The organism is Streptomyces sp. NPDC058773 (assembly GCF_042746015.1).
Taxonomy (GTDB): domain Bacteria; phylum Actinomycetota; class Actinomycetes; order Streptomycetales; family Streptomycetaceae; genus Streptomyces.
In genome coordinates this window covers 39,377-60,720 of record NZ_JBHYPE010000020.1, presented here as the reverse complement: position 1 = coordinate 60,720, position 21,344 = coordinate 39,377, and the positions used below count along the sequence as shown (strand labels likewise).

The following is a 21,344-nucleotide window of genomic DNA, read 5'->3' as shown; positions in this document are numbered from 1 at the left end:
AGGGTGCCGACCACCAGACCGGCACCCACTCCGCCGTTCTTGCGCCGTGGTCCGTCAGCGGCCCATTTCGGCGGTGAACGTGTTCGGGTCGGTGTCGAAGCCCCGGACCGTCGACTGGAAGCGCCACTGTCCGGCGTCGTCCCGGGTGAACTCGGCGACCGTCGCGGCGGTCGCCCCCGCGACCTCGGTGAAGTCGTGCTCCGCGAGGTCGGTGTAGCCCTCGCGGATGCGTACGGCGGTGTTCGCGATATCGCCGAAGAGTTTGCGGCCCTCACCCTGCTGGATGGCCACTCCGACGATCACCCGGGTATAGGTGTCGGCCAGCCGGTCCAGTTCCAGCGTCATGATCTCGTCGAAGCCGAATCCCTGGCCGGTCCTGCTGTCGCGGTTGAGGGTGATGGTCCCGTCGGGCGAGCGGCTGTCGAAGTGCACCAGAAAGGCCGGGTCGCCGTGCGGTGCGTCGGCCGTATAGGTCGCCGCCACGATGTCCAGGTCATTGTCCGGCGTCCCGATGGGGCTCGGGTCCCACTTGAGCGTTACCTCGACCTTCTCGATCCCTTTGCTGAGCGTGCTCACCGGACTTCCCTCCCGTCATCTCCCGGGGGCGTGGTACGACCTGCGCGATCGGGCGGCGACTCCCCGGGGCTTCCCGTTGGCTGACCATCGTGCCATGCCCAACGGCCCGTGGGCGGGGTGAACTGCCCCTGGTCACCGGTGCTTTGCCGTCGGAGGAGATGGCTCAAAAGCGCCGTCGGGGCCAGGGGGCAGCCATGGGGTGTCAATGGTTCCGCTCGTCCCAGAGGCGGTTGAGCTGTCCGTCCAGGACATCCAGCGCCTCGGCGGGGGAGAGATGCCCGATCAGGACATGGGTGGTGAGGCCGTCGGCCAGGGCGAGGAGGGCGCGGGCCGCGCGGTCCGGGTCGGCGGTGCCGGATGCCTCGGCGATCAGACGCGCGCACATCGTGTGCAGCCCGGTGTAGTTGGCGCGCAGAATTCCGGCCAGGGGCGGGCTGACGGCGGCCTGCGCCACGAAGGCCAGCCAGACCCGCGCCTCGGCCCGGTGTTCCTCCTGCAGCAGCGACACCTCGGTCACGGCGTGCCCGAGCGCCGTACGGGCCGACTGGGCGGGCGATGCGGCGAGCCGGGACGACACCCGCGCGGTGATCCGCTCGCCGATGTGGCCCAGCGCGAAGACCAGCATCTCTTCCTTGGTGCCGAAGCAGCGCTGGACGGCCCCCATGGACACCTGGGCGCGGGCCGCCACATCGCGGAGCGTGACCCCCTCCAGGCCGCTCTCGTCGGCGAGTTGGCACACCGCCTCGGCGATCTGCCGGCGCCGGCTCTCGTGGTCGACCTGTCTGGGCATGCTCCGCCCTCCGGTTATTCGATGCGTGCGTATCGGTGACAAGGCTACGATGGCGAGTGATGTGATGCGGATGCATCGGAACGTGCGGGAGGGTCTCCCGTGTAGCCGGGAAAGGGCCGTTCGCGGCCGGAAGAGGGGGAGGGCATGCGCGACGCGCTGTGGAGGGTGACGGCCCGCGCTCAGGCGGCGGCGGTACGCACCGGCGGGGTCTCGGCAGTGGAACTGGTCGAGGCGCATCTGGAGCGGATCGCCGAGGTCAACCCGGCCGTCAACGCCGTCACCCAGCTGCTCGCCGGGCAGGCGCGGAGCGAGGCGGCGGAGGCCGACCGCAGACGTGCGGCGGGAGTTGAACAGGGGCCGCTGGCCGGTGTGCCGTTCACCGTCAAGGAGACCACGGCCGTCCAAGGGGTACCGACGACCTACGGCGCGGAGCGCTTCCGGGACTTCGTCGCGCGCTCCGATGCGCCCCCGGTGGCGCGTCTGCGCGCGGCGGGCGGTATCCCCATAGGCCACAGCAACATGCCGACCCTCATCCTGGCCGGCATCCACACCCGCAGCGAACTGTTCGGGGACACCGCGAACCCCTGGAGCACCGCGGTCACGCCGGGCGGCAGTAGTGGTGGCGACGGCGCGGCCGTGGCGACCGGTATGGCCCCGCTCGGACTCGGCAACGACTCCGGAGGTTCGGTGCGCATTCCCGCGTCCTTCTGTGGCGTCGCGGGTCTGAAGCCGACCTACGGGCGGTTCGCCGCCGATCACCGCATCGGCCCGGACGACCCAGGCCCCGCCGCCCAACTGCTCGTGGTCGACGGCCCGCTGGCCCGTACGGTCGACGATCTGCGGCTCGCGTACGAGGTGCTGGCCGGCGCCGACCCGCGCGACCCGCGGACCGTGCCGGTGCCGCCCTACGGTCCGCCGCCGACGCGTCCCCTCAGGGTGGCGATGGTGACGGACCCCGGAGGCGGCGGGGTGCATCCGGTGGTGCGCCGGGCCGTGGAGAGCGCGGCGGACGCGCTGCGGGACGCGGGGTACGAGGTGCGGGAAGTGGCGGACGTACCGCGGCTGGATGAGGCCCTCGACGTCTACGCCAGGATGACGCTCACGGAGTTCGCCACCACCTGGCCGGCGGTCAAGCCGCTGCTCGGGGAGGGCGGGCACCGCTATGTCGAGTGGGGCATGGCGAGGTCGCACCCCGTGGAGCTGCCGGAGTATCTGCGGCTGACCGGGGTGCGGATGGGCATCCAGCGGGACTGGGCGGCCTTCCTGGACGAGTATCCGCTGGTCCTGGGGCCGGTGTTCACCGATCCGCCGTTCGCCCCGGGGGAGGAGGCGCGGGACGAGGAAGGCTATCGGCGGGTGCAGCGGGCGATACGGCTGTGCACCGTGACCAGTTTCGTCGGGGTGCCCGCGGTGGCCGTACCCACCGGGGTGGTGGACGGGCTGCCCTACGGAGTGCAGGTGATCGGGCGCTCCTACCGGGAGGACCTGTGCCTGGAGGCGGCCGAGGCGGTGGAGCGGCGGCTCGGTGTCCTGGCTCCCATCGATCCCCGACCGTAAGGAAGTTCGGGGTGGTGCGTTGTGACGCGCAGTGATCCCGGTCCGGCCTCGGGCCGTACGATGGCGCGGTGCTGGTCAAGTGGATTCGCCTCACCGTCGTGGACCGTCGAGGGTTCGAGCGGGGGCAGCGGAAATGGGCGGGGCTGCTGGGTGAGCCGGGGTTCCGGGGACAGGGCGGCGGATGGAGCCGGGCACGGCCGGGCGTCGCGCATCTGGTCGCCTTCTGGGAGAGCCGGGCGTTCTACGACTCCTTCATGGCGCGCTCGCACGACCGGCTGGCGGCCGCCCAGGTTGGCACCTTCAAGGACGCTCAAGTCCGGCTGTTCGAGCACGAGTTTGACGTGAAGGTCGGATTCCGCCCGTCCTTCGGCGATGTGGACGTCCTGCGGCTGGCCCACTGCCAGGTGCACCAGGACCGGGTGGACCACTTCATGCTGATGCAGGAGAAGGTCTGGAACCCCGCGATGGCGGGTTCGCCGGGCATGCTGCGCGGGATGCTGGGGCGGGCCCCGGGGGAGGAGTTCCTGGTGCTGTCCCTGTGGCAGTCGGCAGCCGAGCGGGGGAAGTACCGGCCCGAGCGGGTGGAGCGGCTGGCGCTGCGCGCCCAGATAGCCGCGGATGTCCGGGCGATCGCGGGCGACGTGGTGCAGCTCGAACCGTCGTGGACGGTATGAGGGGCGGCACGGCCAGGGGGCCGCTCATGGGGCGCCGTCCGCCTCGCCGCCGGCGGTGAACGCCCCGGCGCGGGCGGCTGCCAGCGTTGCCGCCACGGCTTGCTCGGCCACGGTGTCGTCGACCGGTTCGCGGGTGATGAACAGGCGGAAGAACAGCGGCGCGGAGACGGAGCGCACGAGTGCTCCGGCGTCGATGCCGTGGTGCGGGGCGGAGCCGGGGCCGGTGCCGGTGCCGGTGGCGGATTCAGGGTCTGCGGGGGTTTTCCGTGCGGCGTTCGTGGCCGTCGGCAACTCCCCGCGCCGCACGGCGCGTTCGACGACGGCCTCGCAGCGCGCGAACCTCTCGGCGTAGTAGGCGCGCAGTGCATGGGCCGCCCGCTCGGACTGGAAGGCGGCGGCGATCATCGCGGAGCCCGACGCGGCCACCGCCGGGTCGGTGAACGAGACGACGACCTCCTGGACCAGGGCGCGCAGATCGCCTTCCAGGGAACCGGTGTCGGGCGGGGCCCAGCTGTCCTCGCCCGCGAGATCCAGCGCGTCCGCGACCAGGCCCTCGACGTCCTTCCAGCGTCGGTAGAGCGTCGTCTTGTGCACACCGGAGTGGGCGGCGACGTATTCGACGGTCAGGCCGGGATAGCCGTGCTCGGTGAGGCCGGCCAGTACGGCGTCGCGGACGGCGGCGCGGGTACGGGCGGTGCGGCCGCCGGGGCGCAGGGTGCCGGGGGTGGGTGCGGGACCGCCCTGCTCGCGGCCGTCGTCGGGCACGGTCCGGTCAGTCAATTGCAACTCCAGTTGCGTTAGTCGGGCCGGTCTGTCATCATCATCGTAATGCGACCATGGTTGCGTTTAACTCGGGGGATGAGAATGACGACCCAGCTTTCCTTGTACGACCTCACGACGTCCTGCGGAGATCACCTGCCCGTCGGCGGGTCCGCCCACCACCTCGCGCCCGGCCTCGTCGAAGAGGCCGAAGCCGCATCGGCGGTAAGGCTCGATGCCCTGCTCCACCGCTCCCGCGTCCGCCGGCCGAGGCGACGCCGCGGCGGCCGCTTCTGCGGGATACGCGTCGGCCGGCTCGCCCGCCGACGACGGGAGCGGCGGGGGACGGATGTGCGACGGGCGTGGTTGCGGCAGCGTGCGACAGGGGCAAGGCGCCCGTTTTAGGCTGGCGGCATGGCTCGGCCCCGACGCATCGTTCTCATCCGCCACGGAGAGTCGGAGGGGAATGTCGACGACACCGTGTACGAGCGCGAACCCGATCATGCGCTCGCCCTGACCGGGGCCGGGCTGCGGCAGGCGGCGGAGGCCGGCGGCGCGGTGCGCGAGATGTTCGGCGACGAGCGGATCTCCGCCTATGTCTCGCCGTACCGGCGCACCCACCAGACCTTCCGCGAACTCCGCCTCGACCCCACCAAGGTCCGGGTGCGCGAGGAGCCCCGGCTGCGTGAGCAGGACTGGGGCAACTGGCAGGACCGCGAGGACGTACGACGGCAGAAGGCCTACCGGGACGCCTACGGCCACTTCTTCTACCGCTTCGCCCAGGGGGAGTCCGGAGCCGATGTCTACGACCGGGTCGGGGCGTTCCTGGAGAGCCTGTGGCGCAGCTTCGAGGACCCCCACCACCCGCCGAACGTCCTGATCGTCACGCACGGACTCACCATGCGGCTGTTCTGTATGCGCTGGTTCCACTGGACGGTGGCCGACTTCGAGTCGCTGTCGAACCCCGGCAACGCGGAGTGGCGCACCCTGCTGCTCGGCCCCGACGGCCGCTACAGCCTTGACCGGCCCTTCGAGCGTTGGTGTGAACCCGTTCCTTACGGGGCCACCGGTTAGAGTGCACACCGATGACCCTCGACCACCGTGACGCAGACCGCTGTGAGCGGGCTCTGGCGAGCCTGCGCGGACTGTCCGTGGGTGATGCCCTCGGATCCCAGTTCTTCGTCCCCGCGAATTACCCCTCCCTCAAGCGCCGGGTGCCGCCTCCCGCCCCCTGGCAGTGGACCGACGACACCGAGATGGCCTGCTCCGTCCTGGCCGTCCTCACCACCCACGGACGGATCGACCAGGACGCCCTCGCCCGCTCCTTCGCCGACCACCACGACTTCGACCGTGGCTACGGGCCGGCCGTCAACCGCATGCTGCGGCTGATCCGCGAGGGCGGCGACTGGCGCGAGCTGGCGTCCGGGCTCTTCAACGGTCAGGGCTCGTGGGGCAACGGTGCCGCGATGCGGATCGCCCCCCTCGGCGCCTGGTACGCCGACGACCCCGAGCAGGCCACCCACCAGGCGGAGATCTCCGCCTACACCACCCACCAGCACCGCGAGGCCGTCGTCGGCGCCATGGCCGTCGCCGCCGCGGCCGCCCTGGTCGCCGACCCGACGCGCGACACCGGCCCCGAGCAGCTGCTCGACGGGGTGCTGGAGCTGATCCCGCGCAGCGCCGTACAGGCCGGGCTGCGCCGGGCCCGCGACATGCTCGACTACGCCGACTCCGGCACCGTCGCCGCAGTCCTGGGCTGCGGACGGCGCACCAGCGCCCATGACACCGTGCCCTTCGCCCTGTGGGCCGCCGCCCAGCATCTCGGCAACTACGAGCGAGCGTTCTGGACCACGGCCCAGGCGGGCGGCGACGTCGACACCACGTGCGCCATCGTCGGCGGGATCGTCGCCGCCGCCGGACGCGCCGGAGCCCCTCCGCAGGCGTGGCTGGACGGCGCCGAGCCCCTCCCGTCCTGGACCCCCGCCCTCGCCGACTGACCACGGCCGTACCGCCGCTTCCTCGCTCCGCCTCCGCCTCCGCCCGCCGCGCGCCCGCCGGACACGTCCGCTCCCGTGGCTGGGATCACCCTCCAACGGCCTGCGCCGCACGGCGACTTCGGCTCCGCACGGGTGCGCGCAAGGCACCGGAACTGCTGCGTCCGTCACCTGCCCCGCCCTCTGTACGCCCACGTCGGCATACCCGCCGGTAGCGGCACCGTCCTGCCCTGCTCACGCGGCCACCGGCACGGATTGCCGCCGGCTTCGGATCCGATGCGGACGGCCGGGCCGAATAGGCGTAACCTGGCTGGCGCCATGCCGTACGAGCCCCCCACACATTCCGTCGAGCGATCATTGCGCGCCACGACGGGCGCCAAGATCGTTGCAGGTGTCGACGAGGTCGGACGCGGAGCGTGGGCCGGTCCGGTCAGCGTCTGCGCAGCCATCACCGGTCTGCGTCGGCCGCCCGACGGACTCACCGATTCCAAGCTGCTGACACCCAAGCGCCGCACCGAACTCTGTGATGTGCTCGGTGAGTGGGTCACGTCGTATGCCCTGGGGCATTCCTCGCCGGAGGAGATCGACGAGCTGGGCATGACCGCCGCCCTGCGGCTCGCGGCCGTACGCGCCCTGGAGGCGCTGCCGGTCCGGCCGGACGCGGTCATCCTCGACGGCAAGCACGACTACCTGGGCGCGCCGTGGCGGGTCCGCACGGTCATCAAGGGCGACCAGTCCTGTATCGCGGTTGCCGCCGCGTCCGTGATCGCCAAGGTGCGACGCGACGCGATGATGACCGAACTGGGCCTGGCCTACGCCGACTTCGACTTCGCGGCCAACGCCGGCTACCCCTCGCCGACCCATCGCATCGCCCTGGAGGAGTACGGTCCCACGCCGCACCACCGAGTGTCGTGGTCCTACATGGACGCCCTGCCCCGGTGGCGGCATCTGAAGAAGGTGCGCATCACCCCCGAAGCAGCCGCTCTGGAAGCCGGTGGCCAACTCGGCTTCGATTTCTGAGCGGTGCGGACATGAATTCGGTACCCGATGACATGTTCCGCACTTACGTTTGATAGACATCCCTTTATGCCTCTCATCCCCGAGGAGCCTCAGATTCACGAGAGTGTCCCGGGTCCCCGCGCAACTCCGGCCGCCGGCCGCACCGCGTCGACCCCCCGTCCCGTTCCTGGCCCCGGTCCCCGCCCCGCACCGCCGCGTGGCGCCCCCGCGTCCAGTGTCCGTCCGGGCAAGCCCGGACCTGCCGCCCCGCCGCGTGGTCCTGTCGCCGCTCCGCCGGCGCAGCGCACCAACTCCCCGCAGCCGCCTGCCGGTAAGGCCGGCACCGCTGCAGGAGCGCAGCTCCAGCTGATCCCGGCCCCGGCCGGCGGCGCGGTCGACGCCGCCGACGAGGCCGTCGACCTGCTGCTGGACTCCGGGCGTGCGCCGGGTGAAATCCTGGTGCTGACCACCGGCGAGACCCACCCGTGGGCCGCGCACGAACTGTCCTTCGGCGAGGCGTCCTACTGGGCCCAGCAGGACGCCGCGGACGATGTGTTCTACGCGGACGCCGCGGCCGGGCGAGCCACCGGCCGGCCCGTCGTGGTCGTCGCCGTCAACGGTGGTTCGGACGAGGTCACCGCGCAGGCGCTGCCCGCGGCGATGGCCCGGGCCGGAACGCTGCTGATCGTCTGCGGGGACCCGCAGCGGATCAACGGCGTGCTCGGCGCTCACGCCTGACCGCTGCCGGTACGCAACAGCCCGTCGGCCCTGGAGGCCGTCGGGCTCGCTTGCGTACCGACGGGCGGGGACCGGAGCCGGGGCCCACCGCAGGGCTGTTCGCTCACCCGCCGAGCGCGGAAGCCCGCGACGCCCGCCCGGTCCGCTCAGCGGGCCGCAGTGTGCCGAAGGGCTTCCGGTGCGCCGCCGCCGGTGCGCCACGGCACCGGCCGGTTCTGCGCGGGAATGCCCATAGCCGTACGCGGGGCATCCGGACGTGCCGCCGTCGTGCGGCGCCTCTCCCTGCGCCCCGCCCCCGAAGAGCCCGGTTCTCCGAGCGGCTGGGTGTCCCTCGGGGACGGCCTCGGACGGCGCCCGCCCCGGCCCTCTCCCAGTACCTGCCAGCGGTCCGGGGTCAGTGCGATGTACGCGCCGCAGCGCAGCCCGTGCAGGGTGCAGGCGTCGCGCAGCCCCCACATCCACGCCCCGTCCGTCTCCGTCCAACGGGGCTCGCCCTCACGGCAGTAGAGCAGCACGGCGGTCCGCACCGGGGCGCGCAGCCGCAGGTCGTGCGGGATGACCCGGCGCAGATGCGCCAGCAGCACATTGCGGAATTCCCAGCCGTCGGGAGCGACGGCGAGCTCGGTGAACGAAGCGCTGGCCGTCACCCGCTCCTGCGGATCGAGCACGGCGACGATGGCTGTCGACGGCCCCGGGCGATGACGATCGTGCAGACCGGCGACGACCTCCCGGGGATTGCGCAGCAACGGGATGCCGGCCGACGCCCATTCGGCGGGCTCCAGCATCCGTCCCAGTCGGGCGGAATCGGCGGACGCGGGCGGAGGCGTCTGCGGGGGCGAGGCGAAGCCGAAGGTCACGTTTCTCCCTTCGTCTAGGCGTCCGCATCGGACGGTGGCCCGGCGCGCGGATCGGCACCACGGCATGGCCCTGCCTGACCACGGACGGCCGGTAAGGGGAAGCACCTCCAATTCTCGCGGTCGTACACCCATGCGGCAATGAGTGATTCCCGCCCATGACCGGAATCGCCAAAGACATCCCAAATATCCCCGCGCGTCGCCGTGGGACGTACCGGGCTCAGCCCTGTACGGCGAGGACCAGCGGAAACACCGCCTCCGCTCCTGCCCGGCGCAGGAGTCGAGCGGCCACGGCCAGGGTCCAGCCGGTGTCGGCGTAGTCGTCCACCAACAGCACCGGGCCACCCGCCCCGGACACGGCCTGCGCCAGCTCCGGCGGCACGCCCAGCGCACCGTGCAGGGCCCGCAGCCGCTGGGCGCTGTTGCTGCGCGGAATCCTGCCGTGCGCACCGTCGTCCGACGAGGTCACCGTGCCCAGGAACGGCATCCGGCCGACCGTCGCGATCCGCTCGGCCAGCGAGTGGATCAGCTGCGGACGGGTGTGTGAGGAGAGCGCGACGACGCCCACCGGGCGGGCCGGTGCCTCCGCCGCCCCCGAGGCCCAACCACCGGGCCCCTTGGCCCAGTCGGCGAGAACCGTGACCACCGCGGCCGCCACCTCGTCCGGGACCGGACTGTCCGCGGCCTGCGGGGCGAGCATCGGACGCAGCCTGTTTCCCCACCCGATGTCGGAGAGCCGCCCCAGGGCACGGCCGGTCGCGGCCAACTCGCCCGCCGGGATACGCCCCTTGAGATCGACCCCGACGGCCGGCAGCCCCGTCGGCCACATCCGCCGCGGCTCGACCTCCACCCCCGGCCGCCCCAGCTCACCGCGCGCCGCGTCCAGCGATGCGGCGGACACCTCGGTGGTGAAACGGGCCCCGGCGCAGTTGTCACAGCGGCCGCACGCCACCGCCGCCTCGTCGTCCAACTGCCGCCGCAGGAACTCCATCCGGCAGCCCGTCGTGGTGGCGTACTCCCGCATCGCCTGCTGCTCGGCCTCGCGCTGACGTGACACCCACGCATAGCGCTCGGTGTCGTACGCCCAGGGCCGGCCGGTGGACGTCCAGCCTCCCTTGACGCGCTGCACGGCGCCGTCCACGTCGAGGACCTTGAGCATGATCTCCAGGCGCGAACGCCGCAGTTCGACCTGCGGCTCCAGGGCCGGCAGCGACACCGGCCGCCCGGCCGCCGCCAGGACGTCCAGGGTCCGCCGCACCTGTTCCTCCGGAGGGAACGCCAGCGAAGCGAAGTACTTCCAGATCGCCTCGTCCTCCCGCCCGGGCAGCAGCAGCACCTCGGCGTGCTCGACCCCACGGCCGGCCCGGCCCACCTGCTGGTAGTACGCGATGGGGGACGACGGCGAGCCCAGATGCACCACGAATCCCAGGTCGGGCTTGTCGAAGCCCATGCCCAGCGCCGAGGTCGCCACCAGCGCCTTCACGCGGTTGGCGAGCAGATCGTCCTCGGCCTGCTGGCGGTCGGCGTTCTCCGTCTTGCCGGTGTACGAGGAGACCGTGTGCCCCCGGTGCCGGAGGAACGCCGTGACCTCCTCCGCGGCGGCGACAGTGAGGGTGTAGATGATCCCCGAGCCCGGCAGCTCGTGCAGATGGTCCGCGAGCCAGGCGAGCCGGTGCGCGGCGTCCGGCAGCGGCAGCACGCCGAGGCTCAGGCTCTCCCGGTCCAGCGGCCCGCGCAGCACCAGTGCCTCGGTGGAGCCCTCGCCCGTCCCGAGCTGTTCGGCGACATCGGCGGTCACCCGCGCGTTGGCCGTCGCGGTGGTGGCGAGCACCGGCACACCGGGCGGGAGATCGGCGAGCATCGTGCGCAGCCGTCGGTAGTCCGGCCGGAAATCATGGCCCCAGTCGGAAATGCAATGCGCCTCGTCGACCACCAGCAGCCCCGTCGCCGCGGCGAGCTTGGGCAGCACCTGATCGCGGAAATCGGGGTTGTTGAGCCGCTCGGGGCTCACCAGGAGGACATCCACCTCACCGGCCGCCACCTCGGCCTGGACGGTGTCCCACTCCTCGGTGTTGGCGGAGTTGATCGTGCGCGCGCGGATACCGGCCCGCGCGGCCGCCTCGACCTGATTACGCATCAGGGCGAGCAGCGGTGAGACGATCACCGTCGGCCCGCTGCCGCGCTCGCGCAGCAGCGCCGTCGCGACGAAGTAGACCGCGGACTTGCCCCAGCCCGTGCGCTGCACGACCAGGGCGCGGCGGTGGTCGGCGACCAGGGCCTCGATCGCGCGCCACTGGTCCTCACGCAGCCTGGCCTCACCGCCGGGATCCCCGACGAGGCGGGTCAGGACGGTATCGGCTGCGGCACGCAGATCTTCGTTGCTCATGCCTCCATGCAACCCGATGCCACTGACATCGCGCGAACCCCCACCCGAACCTGTGGATAACCTCGTCGCCCGAGAGTTATCCACAGGGGTCGCGGAGCGGCGGCAGGCCGCGGGATCTTCGAGTCATGAATCCGCACAGCGAACCGAGCAAGCGCGCCGGCGACAGCAACTCCGCCGCCACTTCCTCTTCCTCGTCCACCCCGAACCCCGCCAACTCCCCGCGTCCGCCCAAGCCTTCGACCCCTGCCGACCCTCCGAGCGCCGTCGGCCCCTCCGGCCCCATCGCACCCGCGAACCGCACCGGCGCCGCGGAGCCGTCCAGCCCCGCGAACACCACAGACCCCTCTGTTCTCTCCAATCCCGCCTACATCGCCGGCTCCCCGTCCCCGTCCGAGCCTGACTCTGCTGCCGCCCGCGCCGAGGCGGCCACCACGCCGTCCGCCGATGCCCAGGTCACCCTGCGCAGTCCGGCCGAGCTCGCCGACGCCTTGCCGTATTTCCTCGGCTTCTATCCGGACGACAGCGTCGTGATGGTGGCCCTGCACGGTGAGCGCGGACGCTTCGGCGGCCGGGTCAGGCTCGGTATCCCGACCGACACCTCGCAGTGGCCGGATGTCGCCGACCAACTTGCCGACTGTCTGATCTCGGCAGGTCAGGAGCGTGATGACCGGCCCGAGGCGATCATCGTCTACCTCTGCCAGGAGCCCCCGGAGGGCGAGAACGGCAAGGACGTCAGGGACCGGCTCCGTCCCCTCGCCCAGCGGCTGCGCACCGCCTGTGGCGCGCTGGACGTGCCGGTCCTGGAAGCCCTCTGTCTCTCGAACGGCCGCTTCTGGTCCTACTGCTGCCCCGATTTCCGCTGTTGCCCCGCCGAGGGCACACCCATGGTCATGCCGGGCACGTCCGTGATGGCCGCGGCCGCCGCGTACGCGGGAATGCAGGTGCGCGGCTCCCTCAAGGAGATGGAGGCCAGGCTGACACCCCGCACCGGACGGCGGGCCGCCGAACAGGAGAAGGCGCTGGACACGGCTGCCGGTGCGCTGGTGCCGCGCATGCTCCGGCGGGACGGGGCGGTGGCCGTCCGCCGCGACACTCTCGAACTGGCCGGCGCCATGATCCGCCGGTTCCGTCTGGACACGCCCTCGGGCAGCAACCGGGCCCGGGACGCCTGCGACGACGCGCTGATCACCGATGCCGAGGCCGCCGATCTCATCCTCGGCCTCCAGGACCGGGTCACCCGTGACCGAGCGGCGGAGTGGATGGACGGCTCCGCGGCCGCGCCGGCCCTCCGGCTCTGGCGTGCCCTCGCCCGCCGCTGCGCCGGCGGCTACGCCGAACACGCGGTGGCTCCGCTCACCCTCGCCGGCTGGGTGTGCTGGTCCACCGAGGACGGTCCCTCGGCCCGTGTCGCCCTCAGCCGCGCCCTGGCCCTCGACCCCGACTACACCTTCGCCCAGCTGCTGCACCGTGCCATCAACGAGGGCCTCGATCCGGAGCCGCTGCGCCGCTGCCTGCGCGAGCAGCACAAGGAGGCGGTCGCCACGACCGAGGCGCCCGCGCCGTCCACCCCTGCGGCCGCCAAGGGAACACCGCGGTCCACGAAACGCCCCGGCCCGAGCCGCCCCGGGCCCACCGGTCGCCACCGTGGACCGCGCGGCACCACGGCACCGGGCACCCGTACGACCGATGGGCGCAGCAGGCGCCGGGCAGGCCGGGGAGACGACCGGAGCCGGCGGTGACCGGGCCGCTGCTGCGAGGCCGGCGTGACCTGGGAACGGGCCGGAGCGTTCACCCGAGTGGCGTAATCCGCCAGGAGTCCCGATCTCACCAGGGAGCACAGCGCGTGCCAGGCACCGTCCCCACTGCTCAACCGGCCGGCCGACTGCCCGGAGCGCGGCGCCCGGCACCGCTCCGGGCGCCGGACCCGCAACCCGTCCACTCCGCACTCGTCTGCGTGGCCCTCCCGGCCCTCGCCGTCTCCCCGGAGTCGGGGCAGCTGACCGGCCAGGGCATGGGCGGCTTCTATCGCGACGGCCGCCGGGTCCTGTCCCGCTGCGAACTGCTGGTCGCGGGCGAGGAACCGCTCATGGTCCAGGGGCGGTTGACCGCAGCGGACCGTGCCCGGTTCCTCGGGACGATCCGCAGGACCGGCGAGCGCGGGCCGGATCCGGAACTCCAGGTGGAGCGGCTGCGGTCCGCCGACGGCACCGAGCGGATCACGTTCCGCAGCAGTGCCACCCGGCCCGTCCGGCTTCCGGTCGAGATCCGGCTGGGCACCGATCTCGCGGAACTCGGGTCCGTCGCCGCCGGCCTCCCGGGCCCTGGCCTGCGGGCCGCGGTCCACGGCTCAGGACTCCGCTGGTCCGGGCCCGGAGTGCACGCCGTGGTGTCCGCGACGCCAGGTCCCGCGGACGTGCTGGCCTCGACGGGCCTGCTGCGCTGGGAACTGGATCTGCCGCCCGGCGCCTGCCGCACCATCGAACTGCGCGCCGGACTGGAACACGACAGGGGCGGACCCGCCGGCGCTCCGGCCAACCACCGGCGCTCCGGTATCGCCCGGATCCCCGGACCGCGCACCGAGCCGGTCGCCCCGCGGAAGCGCGGCGACCGGCCACCGCGCCCCTGGACGGCGGCCCAGCTGGAGTGTGACGACCAGCGGGCCGAGGCGCTCATGGCGGGCAGCCTCGACGATCTCCACGGCCTGCTGATGCGCGACCCGGCGGCCACCGCCGACCTCTATGTCGCCGGTGGATTCCCCTGGCGCTGCGGCCTTGCCCCGGTCGAGGCGCTGTGGGCCGCCCGGATGCTGCTTCCGCTGGGCACCCGGCTCACAGCGGGCACCCTGCGGATGCTCGCCCGTACTCAACGAGCCACACCAGGAGCGGATTTCGGCCTGATTCCCGGCCCTCTCAGAGATGCCGGACCCCACGTCCCACCGAGCTGCACAGGCATCGAGGCCACCCTCCTGTTCCCTGCCGTCCTCGCGGAGGCCCGCCGCTGGGGTCTGCCCGATCGCGAGACGGAGCGGCTGCTCCCCGCCGCGGAGCGCTGTCTGCGATGGCTCAGGCTCGCCACCGACCCGCAGGGCGGCGGCCCCAGGGGCTACGTCCCCGACCCCGCGCCGGGCGGACCGTACCGCTGCGACATCCAGGCGCACGCCCATCGCGCCGCTCTCCTGGGCGCCGATCTGCTCGACGCCTCCGGACACGGCGACGCGGCGGCCTTACGGGACTGGGCCGACGATCTGCGCATCCGGTTCCGTCAGGACTTCTGGCTGGACGACGCTGCAGGAGGCCGTCCTGCCGCCCTGCTCACCGCCGACGGCCGCCCCGTCCGGCACCTCGCCTCCACTGCCGCCTCACTCCTCGACACCGGCCTGCTCGGCGGCGGTGCCCTCGCCCCCGGTCTGCTGGACGCGGCACAGACCGGCCAACTCGCCGGACTGCTCGGCAGCCCGGCCATGAACACCGGCTGGGGTCTGCGCGGGCTGAGCGCCAAGGAACCCGGATACAACCCGTTCGGCCACCGCAGCGGCGCGGTGCGCGTCCACGAAACGGCGATCGCGGCCGCCGGACTGGCCGCGGCCGGCCATGAGCGGACAGCCGGTGCCCTGACCACAGGGGTTCTCGCTGCCGCGGCCAGCTTCGGGTACCGCCTCCCCGAGATGTACGCCGGGGAGCAGCGCACCGCCGACGCCGCCCCCGTGCCGCATCCGTCGGCCTGCCGCCCCGCTGCCGTGGCGGCGGCCGGCGCGGTGCACATACTCATCGCTTTTGCCGGTCTGCGCCCCGATGTCCCCGCCGGGACGATGTCCGTGCGGCCGCCTGCTGCGGCCCCGCTGGGGGCGCTCCAGCTCACCGGACTCAGCGTCGCCGAGCAGCCGTTCGCCGTACGGATCAGCAGACTCGGCATGGGGGTGGTGGAGACGGCGGCGGACGGTCTGCAGCTCCTTCCGTGAGGTGCTTCGGGCCTGTTTATCGTCAGGCGGACGACTATGATCACGCCCATGCCTCCCTACGACCCGTCGGCCTTCCCGCCCTTCGCTGTCACCGTCGACCTGGTCGTGCTCACCGTGCGCCGCCACGCCCTCTGCGCGCTGGCCGTACGCCGCGGTGAGCCGCCGTTCCAGGGCCGCTGGGCCCTGCCCGGTGGATTCGTCCGGGCCGACGAGGACCTCGAGGGCGCGGCCGCCCGGGAGCTCGCCGAGGAGTCCGGTCTGCACGCCCAGTCCTCGGCGGGCCCGCCGCCCGTTCACGGCGCACACCTCGAGCAGCTTGCCACGTACGGCGACCCCAAGCGGGACCCCCGGATGCGGGTCGTCAGCGTCGCGCACCTGGTCCTCGCTCCGGACCTGCCCGCCCCCCGGGCCGGCGGCGATGCCCACAGCGCGCGCTGGGCGCCGGTCGAGTCCCTCCTGGAACAGGACGACAGTCTCGCCCGGGAGGGCGAGCTGGCGGCCCCGCTCGCCTTCGACCACGCCCGGATCCTCGGCGACGGTGTGGAACGGGCCCGTTCGAAGATTGAGTACTCCTCGCTCGCCACGGCCTTCTGCCCGCCGGAGTTCACCGTCGGCGAGCTGCGCCGGGTGTACGAGGCGGTCTGGGGCGTCGCACTCGACCCCCGCAACTTCCACCGCAAGGTGACCGGCACCCCGGGATTCCTGGTGCCCACGGGCGGCACGACGACCCGTCAGGGCGGCCGCCCGGCACAACTGTTCAGAGCCGGCGGGGCGACGCTCCTCAACCCGCCGATGCTGCGCCCGGAGGTCTGAGGCCGGGGCGGAGCAGGCACCGCAGGGCCGAAGTTCACCCGTGGTGACACGACGGACCATCAAGATCGAGCAATTGCGGGAAAATAGGACATATTGCGGTACCTTGGCCGAGTGAGTCCTTTCGCGTCCTCTGTAGCTTCCGACCGGCCTCACGCCCCGCGAGGGGTGCGCGGCCTCGCCCGGCCGCGCCGCCCGGCGATCCTCGCGGGTCGCGTCCGGCTTTCGCTCCCGGTGGTGCGGTGCAGTCTGACCGGAGCGCCACCCCGCTAGCGGGGCCGGCCCGTACGGGACCGCGGTCGACGGCTCTTGCGCGTCGGCCCACTCGCCTCTGCTCCCCACCTTCCGTCGCCTGCTCGCGTCAGCCCTGGCCGGTCTTCTTTGCCGCTGCCGTCGAGTGGCCTTTCCGCGGAGCCGGTTGGGCGGGTATGTGATCGGCTGAAACCGGGCGAAAGGATGGGGCGTCCGTGTATTCCGTTCCGCTGCAATGAGATTGTCCGCGGCGTCTCTCTTGACGTCTCGGTTGAACTCGCTCCACCCCTCGGTGGCCGCGTCAAGAGTCCGTTCGGAATCGACCAAGGTGCATCTGTTCATGATGCGGTACACATGCCAACCGGCAGGCGGTGCACCGGTGTTGCCGTTGATAGGCCTGGTCTGCGGTGATGTGCCCGCGGCGCCGGGCGGCTTCGGCTGTTGATCGAGTAATGCGTATGTTTTGGCGTTCTGTTGTTGTGGCTGCTGTCCACAAGCCGCCTGGGAGAGCGCATTTCTTTCCGATAAAGCGTCAATTCAGGGATGGGGGGCGATCACCCTTTCGTGTGCTTTTCACCAAAGACCTCAAGGGTGTTCAGGGTGTCGCCGACAAAAGATGCGTGAGTACCCTTGCGCACACCATGATGACCGCGGCTCGCCCCGGCGACACCGGCCTCGCAGGCCCGGGCGAGCTTGACCGCTACCCCTACGCGAACGCGGCCAACGCCGCGAACGCCAACAACGCAGCCGGCCAGGACCGTGCCGAGCGGGTTTCGCAGGTCTGGGACGGCTCAGAGGCAGACATCGGCCGGGTCGGCCGTCGCGCGGCCGGCAGTCGCGGCCGCGGCCTGCACGGCCAACTCGTCCAGCAGCTCGGCCAGATGATCGTCTCCGGCGATCTCGGCGCCGACCGCCCGCTCGTCCCCGAGGAGATCGGCCAGCGCTTCGAGGTCTCCCGCACCGTCGTCCGTGAGTCGCTGCGGGTCCTCGAGGCCAAGGGCCTCGTCAGTGCCCGCCCGAACGTCGGCACCCGAGTGCGCCCGGTCAGCGACTGGAACCTGCTCGACCCCGACATCATCGAATGGCGGGCCTACGGGCCACAGCGTGACGACCAGCGCCGTGAGCTGTGCGAGCTGCGCTGGACGATCGAGCCCCTCGCTGCCCGGCTCGCCGCGGGCCACGGTCGTGAGGACATCCAGCAGCGGCTGGCGGACATGGTCGAGATCATGGGCCACTCCGCGGCCCAGGGCGACACCATGACCTTCTCCCGCGCCGACGCCGAGTTCCACTCGCTGCTGCTGCAGCTCGCCGGCAACCGCATGCTCGAGCACCTCTCGGGCATCGTCTCCGCGGCCCTGCACGTCTCGGGCGGCTCCGGTGGCGGCTGCGAGCGGCCGGTCGAGACGTCCGTGGGTCAGCACATGCGGGTCGTCGACGCCATCGGCTCCGGCGACGCCACCGCGGCCGAATCCGCGATGCGGCAGCTCCTCGCCGCCCATGGCGAGGCCGTCGGCCAGGGCTCCGGGACGCCCGTGGACCACGTCGTCCCCGCGCCCCGCGAGCACTGAGGTCCGTACCCGACCGCGTACGGACTGTAGGCGCCGCGCGCCCCCCGTGCCCTGCGCACCCCTCCGGGCAGGGCACGCCGTACGCGGCGATGGCGCACGAGAACGCCGGATCCGGGGCGTCGACCGGATCCGGCGACAGACCTTGGGAGGGTTGCATGTCATACGACTGGGAATGGGTCGTTATGGGGTGTGACTCGGGCCACGCAGATTGGGCGTAACGCTCTTCAGGGAAGCGCGATGACTTAAGAGGTGATAGCCGAGGAGGGAATAAGAGCGGCGTTAGTGACGCTGTTCAACTCCCCGGTTGCCCCTGCGCCGTCGGTCCATCCCCACCGGCGGTCGTCGGCTCCGATCCACACAGGACGGGGTCGGAAGCCGTTTCCATCGTTCCGAGAGGTTGTTCGTGTCGGCCAGCACATCCCGTACGCTCCCGCCGGAGATCGCCGAGTCCGAGTCTGTGATGGCGCTCATCGAGCGGGGAAAGGCAGATGGGCAGATCGCCGGCGATGACGTGCGTCGGGCCTTCGAGGCTGACCAGATTCCGCCAACCCAGTGGAAGAACGTTCTGCGCAGCCTCAACCAAATCCTCGACGAGGAGGGTGTGACGCTGATGGTCAGTGCCGCAGAGGCGCCCAAGCGCACCCGCAAGAGCGTCGCAGCGAAGAGTCCGGCGAAGCGCACCGCCACCAAGACCGTCGCGGCGAAGGCCGCCACGGTCAAGAAGACCACCGCAGCCGCGGCCCCCGCCTCCGTGGCGGACCCGTCGGCCGGTGAGTCCGAGTCCGCGCCCAAGAAGGCAGCGGCGAAGAAGACGACCGCCAAGAAGACGGTCGCGAAGAAGACCACGGCCAAGAAGGCCACCGCGAAGAAGACCGCGGCAAAGAAGGACGTCGACGAGCTGCTCGACGACGACGTGACCGAGGAGACCCCGGCACCCGGCAAGGGCGATGCCCCCGAGGCCGCCGAGGGCGCGGAGAACGCCGGCTTCGTCCTGTCCGACGACGACGAGGACGACGCCCCCGCCCAGCAGGTCGCCGCAGCCGGCGCCACCGCCGACCCGGTCAAGGACTACCTCAAGCAGATCGGCAAGGTCCCGCTGCTCAACGCCGAGCAGGAGGTGGAGCTCGCCAAGCGCATCGAGGCGGGCCTGTTCGCCGAGGACAAGCTCGCGAATTCCGACAAGCTCGCACCGAAGCTCAAGCGCGAGCTGGAGATCATCGCCGAGGACGGCCGCCGGGCGAAGAACCACCTCCTGGAGGCCAACCTCCGTCTGGTCGTCTCCCTGGCCAAGCGGTACACGGGCCGCGGCATGCTCTTCCTGGACCTGATCCAGGAGGGCAACCTCGGTCTGATCCGTGCGGTCGAGAAGTTCGACTACACCAAGGGCTACAAGTTCTCGACCTACGCGACGTGGTGGATCCGTCAGGCCATCACCCGCGCCATGGCCGACCAGGCCCGTACGATCCGTATCCCCGTCCACATGGTCGAGGTCATCAACAAGCTCGCGCGCGTCCAGCGCCAGATGCTCCAGGACCTGGGCCGTGAGCCCACCCCGGAGGAGCTGGCCAAGGAGCTCGACATGACCCCTGAGAAGGTCATCGAGGTCCAGAAGTACGGCCGCGAGCCGATCTCGCTGCACACCCCGCTGGGCGAGGACGGCGACAGCGAGTTCGGTGACCTCATCGAGGACTCCGAGGCGGTCGTCCCGGCCGACGCGGTCAGCTTCACGCTTCTGCAGGAGCAGCTGCACTCGGTGCTGGATACCCTCTCCGAGCGTGAGGCCGGTGTCGTGTCCATGCGCTTCGGTCTCACCGACGGCCAGCCCAAGACGCTGGACGAGATCGGCAAGGTCTACGGCGTCACGCGTGAGCGGATTCGCCAGATCGAGTCGAAGACGATGTCGAAGCTGCGTCACCCGTCGCGCTCCCAGGTGCTGCGCGACTACCTCGACTAGTCCCACCCGTCCGGACGGCATCACGAGCCCGGTCCCTCCCAGTCGGAGGGGCCGGGCTCGCGCTTGTCCGGGTGCGCGGGGCGGCTGATTGGGTCACTCTGGGTATGCGCGCTCTGCCCCATAGTCAGGAGTCCGAATGCGTCCGTTCGTCCCCGCTGCCCTCGGAGCCCTCGCGCTGGCCCTCGCCCTGCCGGCGTCGGCCGTCGCGGACGGGCAGGTGATCGGGGGAAAGCCCGCACCGCTGTCGCACAGCCCCTGGGCGGTGGCGCTGGCCTCTCATCAGCGGTTCGGGGTGCAGCGCTCCGGACAGTTCTGCGGCGGCGTGCTCGTCGGGCACTCGACGGTGGTGACCGCGGCGCATTGCCTGAGCAAGGAGGTGCTGGGCGTCCCCTGGCGGCAGGTACGGGACCTGCGGGTCGTCATCGGGCGCGACAACCTCGCCGCCGGGGGCGGCCAGGAGTTCAAGCCCGCCAAGATCTGGGTCAACCCGCGCTACAACAGCTGGACGAACGACGGCGACATGGCCGTCCTCACGCTCGCCAAGCCGGTTCCGAACCGGCCCATCCCGATGGCCGGCCGGCACGACAGCGCCTACCGGCCGGGCAATGCGGCCACGGTTTACGGCTGGGGCGACACCACGGGCGGCGGCAGCTATGCGTCACACCTACGGGCGGCGCACGTGAACGTGCTGCGGGACGCGGTCTGTGCGCGGGCCTATCCGGGCAGTGCCGACGGCAAGTTCAGGGCGGACTCGATGCTGTGCGCGGGGGAGCCGACCGGCGGACGGGATGCCTGTCAGGGGGACAGCGGCGGGCCGCTGGTCGTGCGCGGGCGCCTGGTGGGCCTGGTGTCGTGGGGGACCGGCTGCGGTCAGGCGGGCAGTCCCGGGGTCTATACGCGCGCCTCGGCGCTGCTTCCGGCGGTGTCCGCGCACGGGGCCGGCTGAGCGGGCGCGGGAGCGGTCAGGCATGCGTGAGCGCACGAGTGCGGGCGGTCTCCCTGGTGGTGCCAGGGAGACCGCCCGCGGTACGGCGCTGGGCCGCTGCTCGCTCGTCGTGGATGCGAAGTGTCAGCGTTCCTCATCGGACGCGGACGCCGGAGAAGCGGTCAGCCGCTCCGTCTCGTCCTGTATTTCCGCGGCGATCTTCTTGAGTTCTGGCTCGAACTTGCGACCGTGGTGGGCGCAGAAGAGCAGTTCTCCGCCGGACATCAGGACGACGCGCAGGTATGCCTGGGCGCCGCAGCGGTCGCAGCGGTCAGCGGCCGTCAGCGGGCTCGCGGGTGTCAGAACAGTAGTCACGTCGCCTCTTCTCTAGCTCGACGAGCTGTCGTACCAGGGTCAACATCCAACCAGGCCGAAATCGTTCCCGCTCGTGCCTTTTCCTCGAAAAAATTCTCCGAGGGGGCCGGGTGCTGCCGGGTGGCGGCGAATGAGCCGTATTGCGTGGTGGTCTGATTCACGTTGGTTGTTGGTC

At 71.8% G+C, this 21,344-nt stretch carries 18 protein-coding genes; 12 read left to right on the top strand and 6 right to left on the bottom strand.

What is annotated here, in order from left to right; translation table 11 throughout:
• Window positions 1-54 precede the first annotated feature (54 nt).
• Together ACFW5B_RS19175 and ACFW5B_RS19170 are read right to left on the bottom strand one after the other, a co-directional pair.
• On the bottom strand, window positions 55-576 hold the full coding sequence (locus ACFW5B_RS19175; protein ID WP_386440477.1) for a TerD family protein: 522 nt from the start codon (window positions 574-576) through the stop codon (window positions 55-57).
• A 202-nt stretch (window positions 577-778) separates the two neighbouring features.
• Complete coding sequence (locus ACFW5B_RS19170; RefSeq protein ID WP_386440474.1) at window positions 779-1,366, bottom strand: TetR/AcrR family transcriptional regulator; 588 nt, start codon at window positions 1,364-1,366, stop codon at window positions 779-781.
• A 144-nt stretch (window positions 1,367-1,510) separates the two neighbouring features.
• Between ACFW5B_RS19170 and ACFW5B_RS19165 the strand changes: the two genes are divergently transcribed.
• Both ACFW5B_RS19165 and ACFW5B_RS19160 read left to right on the top strand, forming a co-directional pair.
• Window positions 1,511-2,923, top strand: a complete 1,413-nt coding sequence (locus ACFW5B_RS19165) for an amidase (RefSeq protein WP_386440472.1) — start codon at window positions 1,511-1,513, stop codon at window positions 2,921-2,923.
• 68 nt (window positions 2,924-2,991) lie between these two features.
• Entirely contained in the window at window positions 2,992-3,597 is a 606-nt protein-coding gene (locus ACFW5B_RS19160) for a YdbC family protein (protein WP_386440469.1), read from the top strand.
• Window positions 3,598-3,621: 24 nt separating this feature from the next.
• Here the strand turns inward: ACFW5B_RS19160 and ACFW5B_RS19155 are convergent, their stop codons facing one another.
• Entirely contained in the window at window positions 3,622-4,377 is a 756-nt protein-coding gene (locus tag ACFW5B_RS19155; protein WP_386440466.1) for a TetR/AcrR family transcriptional regulator C-terminal ligand-binding domain-containing protein, read from the bottom strand.
• Between the two features lie 393 nt (window positions 4,378-4,770).
• Here ACFW5B_RS19155 and ACFW5B_RS19150 point away from each other — a divergent pair, with 393 nt between their 5' ends.
• The 4 genes from ACFW5B_RS19150 to ACFW5B_RS19135 all read left to right on the top strand — a co-directional run bounded on the left by ACFW5B_RS19150 (window position 4,771) and on the right by ACFW5B_RS19135 (window position 8,087).
• Window positions 4,771-5,430: a histidine phosphatase family protein gene (locus ACFW5B_RS19150; RefSeq protein WP_386440463.1), complete on the top strand. Its 660-nt coding sequence runs from the start codon at window positions 4,771-4,773 to the stop codon at window positions 5,428-5,430.
• 11 nt (window positions 5,431-5,441) lie between these two features.
• Window positions 5,442-6,353, top strand: a complete 912-nt coding sequence (locus tag ACFW5B_RS19145) for an ADP-ribosylglycohydrolase family protein (protein WP_386440461.1) — start codon at window positions 5,442-5,444, stop codon at window positions 6,351-6,353.
• Between the two features lie 315 nt (window positions 6,354-6,668).
• Window positions 6,669-7,370, top strand: coding sequence for a ribonuclease HII (locus tag ACFW5B_RS19140; RefSeq protein ID WP_386440458.1), 702 nt, complete (start codon window positions 6,669-6,671; stop codon window positions 7,368-7,370).
• Between the two features lie 66 nt (window positions 7,371-7,436).
• Window positions 7,437-8,087, top strand: coding sequence for a hypothetical protein (locus tag ACFW5B_RS19135; RefSeq protein ID WP_386440455.1), 651 nt, complete (start codon window positions 7,437-7,439; stop codon window positions 8,085-8,087).
• 146 nt (window positions 8,088-8,233) lie between these two features.
• Here the strand turns inward: ACFW5B_RS19135 and ACFW5B_RS19130 are convergent, their stop codons facing one another.
• Both ACFW5B_RS19130 and ACFW5B_RS19125 read right to left on the bottom strand, forming a co-directional pair.
• A complete protein-coding gene (locus ACFW5B_RS19130; RefSeq protein WP_386440452.1) occupies window positions 8,234-8,944 on the bottom strand; it encodes a hypothetical protein in 711 nt (236 codons plus the stop codon).
• A gap of 217 nt (window positions 8,945-9,161) precedes the next feature.
• A complete protein-coding gene (locus tag ACFW5B_RS19125) occupies window positions 9,162-11,327 on the bottom strand; it encodes a RecQ family ATP-dependent DNA helicase (RefSeq protein WP_386440449.1) in 2,166 nt (721 codons plus the stop codon).
• Window positions 11,328-11,452: 125 nt separating this feature from the next.
• Between ACFW5B_RS19125 and ACFW5B_RS19120 the strand changes: the two genes are divergently transcribed.
• From ACFW5B_RS19120 to ACFW5B_RS19095, 6 genes are all read left to right on the top strand, one after another.
• A complete protein-coding gene (locus ACFW5B_RS19120) occupies window positions 11,453-13,066 on the top strand; it encodes a DUF4192 family protein (protein WP_386440446.1) in 1,614 nt (537 codons plus the stop codon).
• 215 nt (window positions 13,067-13,281) lie between these two features.
• Window positions 13,282-15,285: a glycogen debranching N-terminal domain-containing protein gene (locus ACFW5B_RS19115; RefSeq protein WP_386440443.1), complete on the top strand. Its 2,004-nt coding sequence runs from the start codon at window positions 13,282-13,284 to the stop codon at window positions 15,283-15,285.
• A gap of 48 nt (window positions 15,286-15,333) precedes the next feature.
• A complete protein-coding gene (locus ACFW5B_RS19110; protein WP_386440440.1) occupies window positions 15,334-16,098 on the top strand; it encodes an NUDIX domain-containing protein in 765 nt (254 codons plus the stop codon).
• An 815-nt stretch (window positions 16,099-16,913) separates the two neighbouring features.
• Entirely contained in the window at window positions 16,914-17,915 is a 1,002-nt protein-coding gene (locus ACFW5B_RS19105; RefSeq protein ID WP_386440437.1) for a FadR/GntR family transcriptional regulator, read from the top strand.
• Between the two features lie 397 nt (window positions 17,916-18,312).
• The gene (locus ACFW5B_RS19100; protein WP_386440434.1) at window positions 18,313-19,869 is read left to right on the top strand and encodes an RNA polymerase sigma factor; all 1,557 of its coding nucleotides are present in this window, start codon (window positions 18,313-18,315) and stop codon (window positions 19,867-19,869) included.
• 136 nt (window positions 19,870-20,005) lie between these two features.
• Window positions 20,006-20,815, top strand: a complete 810-nt coding sequence (locus ACFW5B_RS19095; RefSeq protein ID WP_386440431.1) for a serine protease — start codon at window positions 20,006-20,008, stop codon at window positions 20,813-20,815.
• A 123-nt stretch (window positions 20,816-20,938) separates the two neighbouring features.
• On the opposite strand, the gene ACFW5B_RS19090 is transcribed toward ACFW5B_RS19095, so the two are convergent.
• Window positions 20,939-21,169: a hypothetical protein gene (locus ACFW5B_RS19090; RefSeq protein WP_003981845.1), complete on the bottom strand. Its 231-nt coding sequence runs from the start codon at window positions 21,167-21,169 to the stop codon at window positions 20,939-20,941.
• Between the last annotated feature and the right edge of the window lie 175 nt (window positions 21,170-21,344).

Excerpts from the sequence above, each read along its gene's own strand:
- ACFW5B_RS19110 (WP_386440440.1), top strand. The coding sequence starts at position 15,334 with ATGCCTCCCTACGACCCGTCGGCCTTCCCGCCCTTCGCTGTCACCGTC.
- ACFW5B_RS19140 (WP_386440458.1), top strand. The coding sequence starts at position 6,669 with ATGCCGTACGAGCCCCCCACACATTCCGTCGAGCGATCATTGCGCGCC.
- ACFW5B_RS19095 (WP_386440431.1), top strand. The coding sequence starts at position 20,006 with ATGCGTCCGTTCGTCCCCGCTGCCCTCGGAGCCCTCGCGCTGGCCCTC.
- ACFW5B_RS19150 (WP_386440463.1), top strand. The coding sequence starts at position 4,771 with ATGGCTCGGCCCCGACGCATCGTTCTCATCCGCCACGGAGAGTCGGAG.
- ACFW5B_RS19135 (WP_386440455.1), top strand. The coding sequence starts at position 7,437 with ATGCCTCTCATCCCCGAGGAGCCTCAGATTCACGAGAGTGTCCCGGGT.
- ACFW5B_RS19165 (WP_386440472.1), top strand. The coding sequence starts at position 1,511 with ATGCGCGACGCGCTGTGGAGGGTGACGGCCCGCGCTCAGGCGGCGGCG.
- ACFW5B_RS19170 (WP_386440474.1), bottom strand. The coding sequence starts at position 1,366 with ATGCCCAGACAGGTCGACCACGAGAGCCGGCGCCGGCAGATCGCCGAG.
- ACFW5B_RS19120 (WP_386440446.1), top strand. The coding sequence starts at position 11,453 with ATGAATCCGCACAGCGAACCGAGCAAGCGCGCCGGCGACAGCAACTCC.
- ACFW5B_RS19145 (WP_386440461.1), top strand. The coding sequence starts at position 5,442 with ATGACCCTCGACCACCGTGACGCAGACCGCTGTGAGCGGGCTCTGGCG.
- ACFW5B_RS19125 (WP_386440449.1), bottom strand. The coding sequence starts at position 11,327 with ATGAGCAACGAAGATCTGCGTGCCGCAGCCGATACCGTCCTGACCCGC.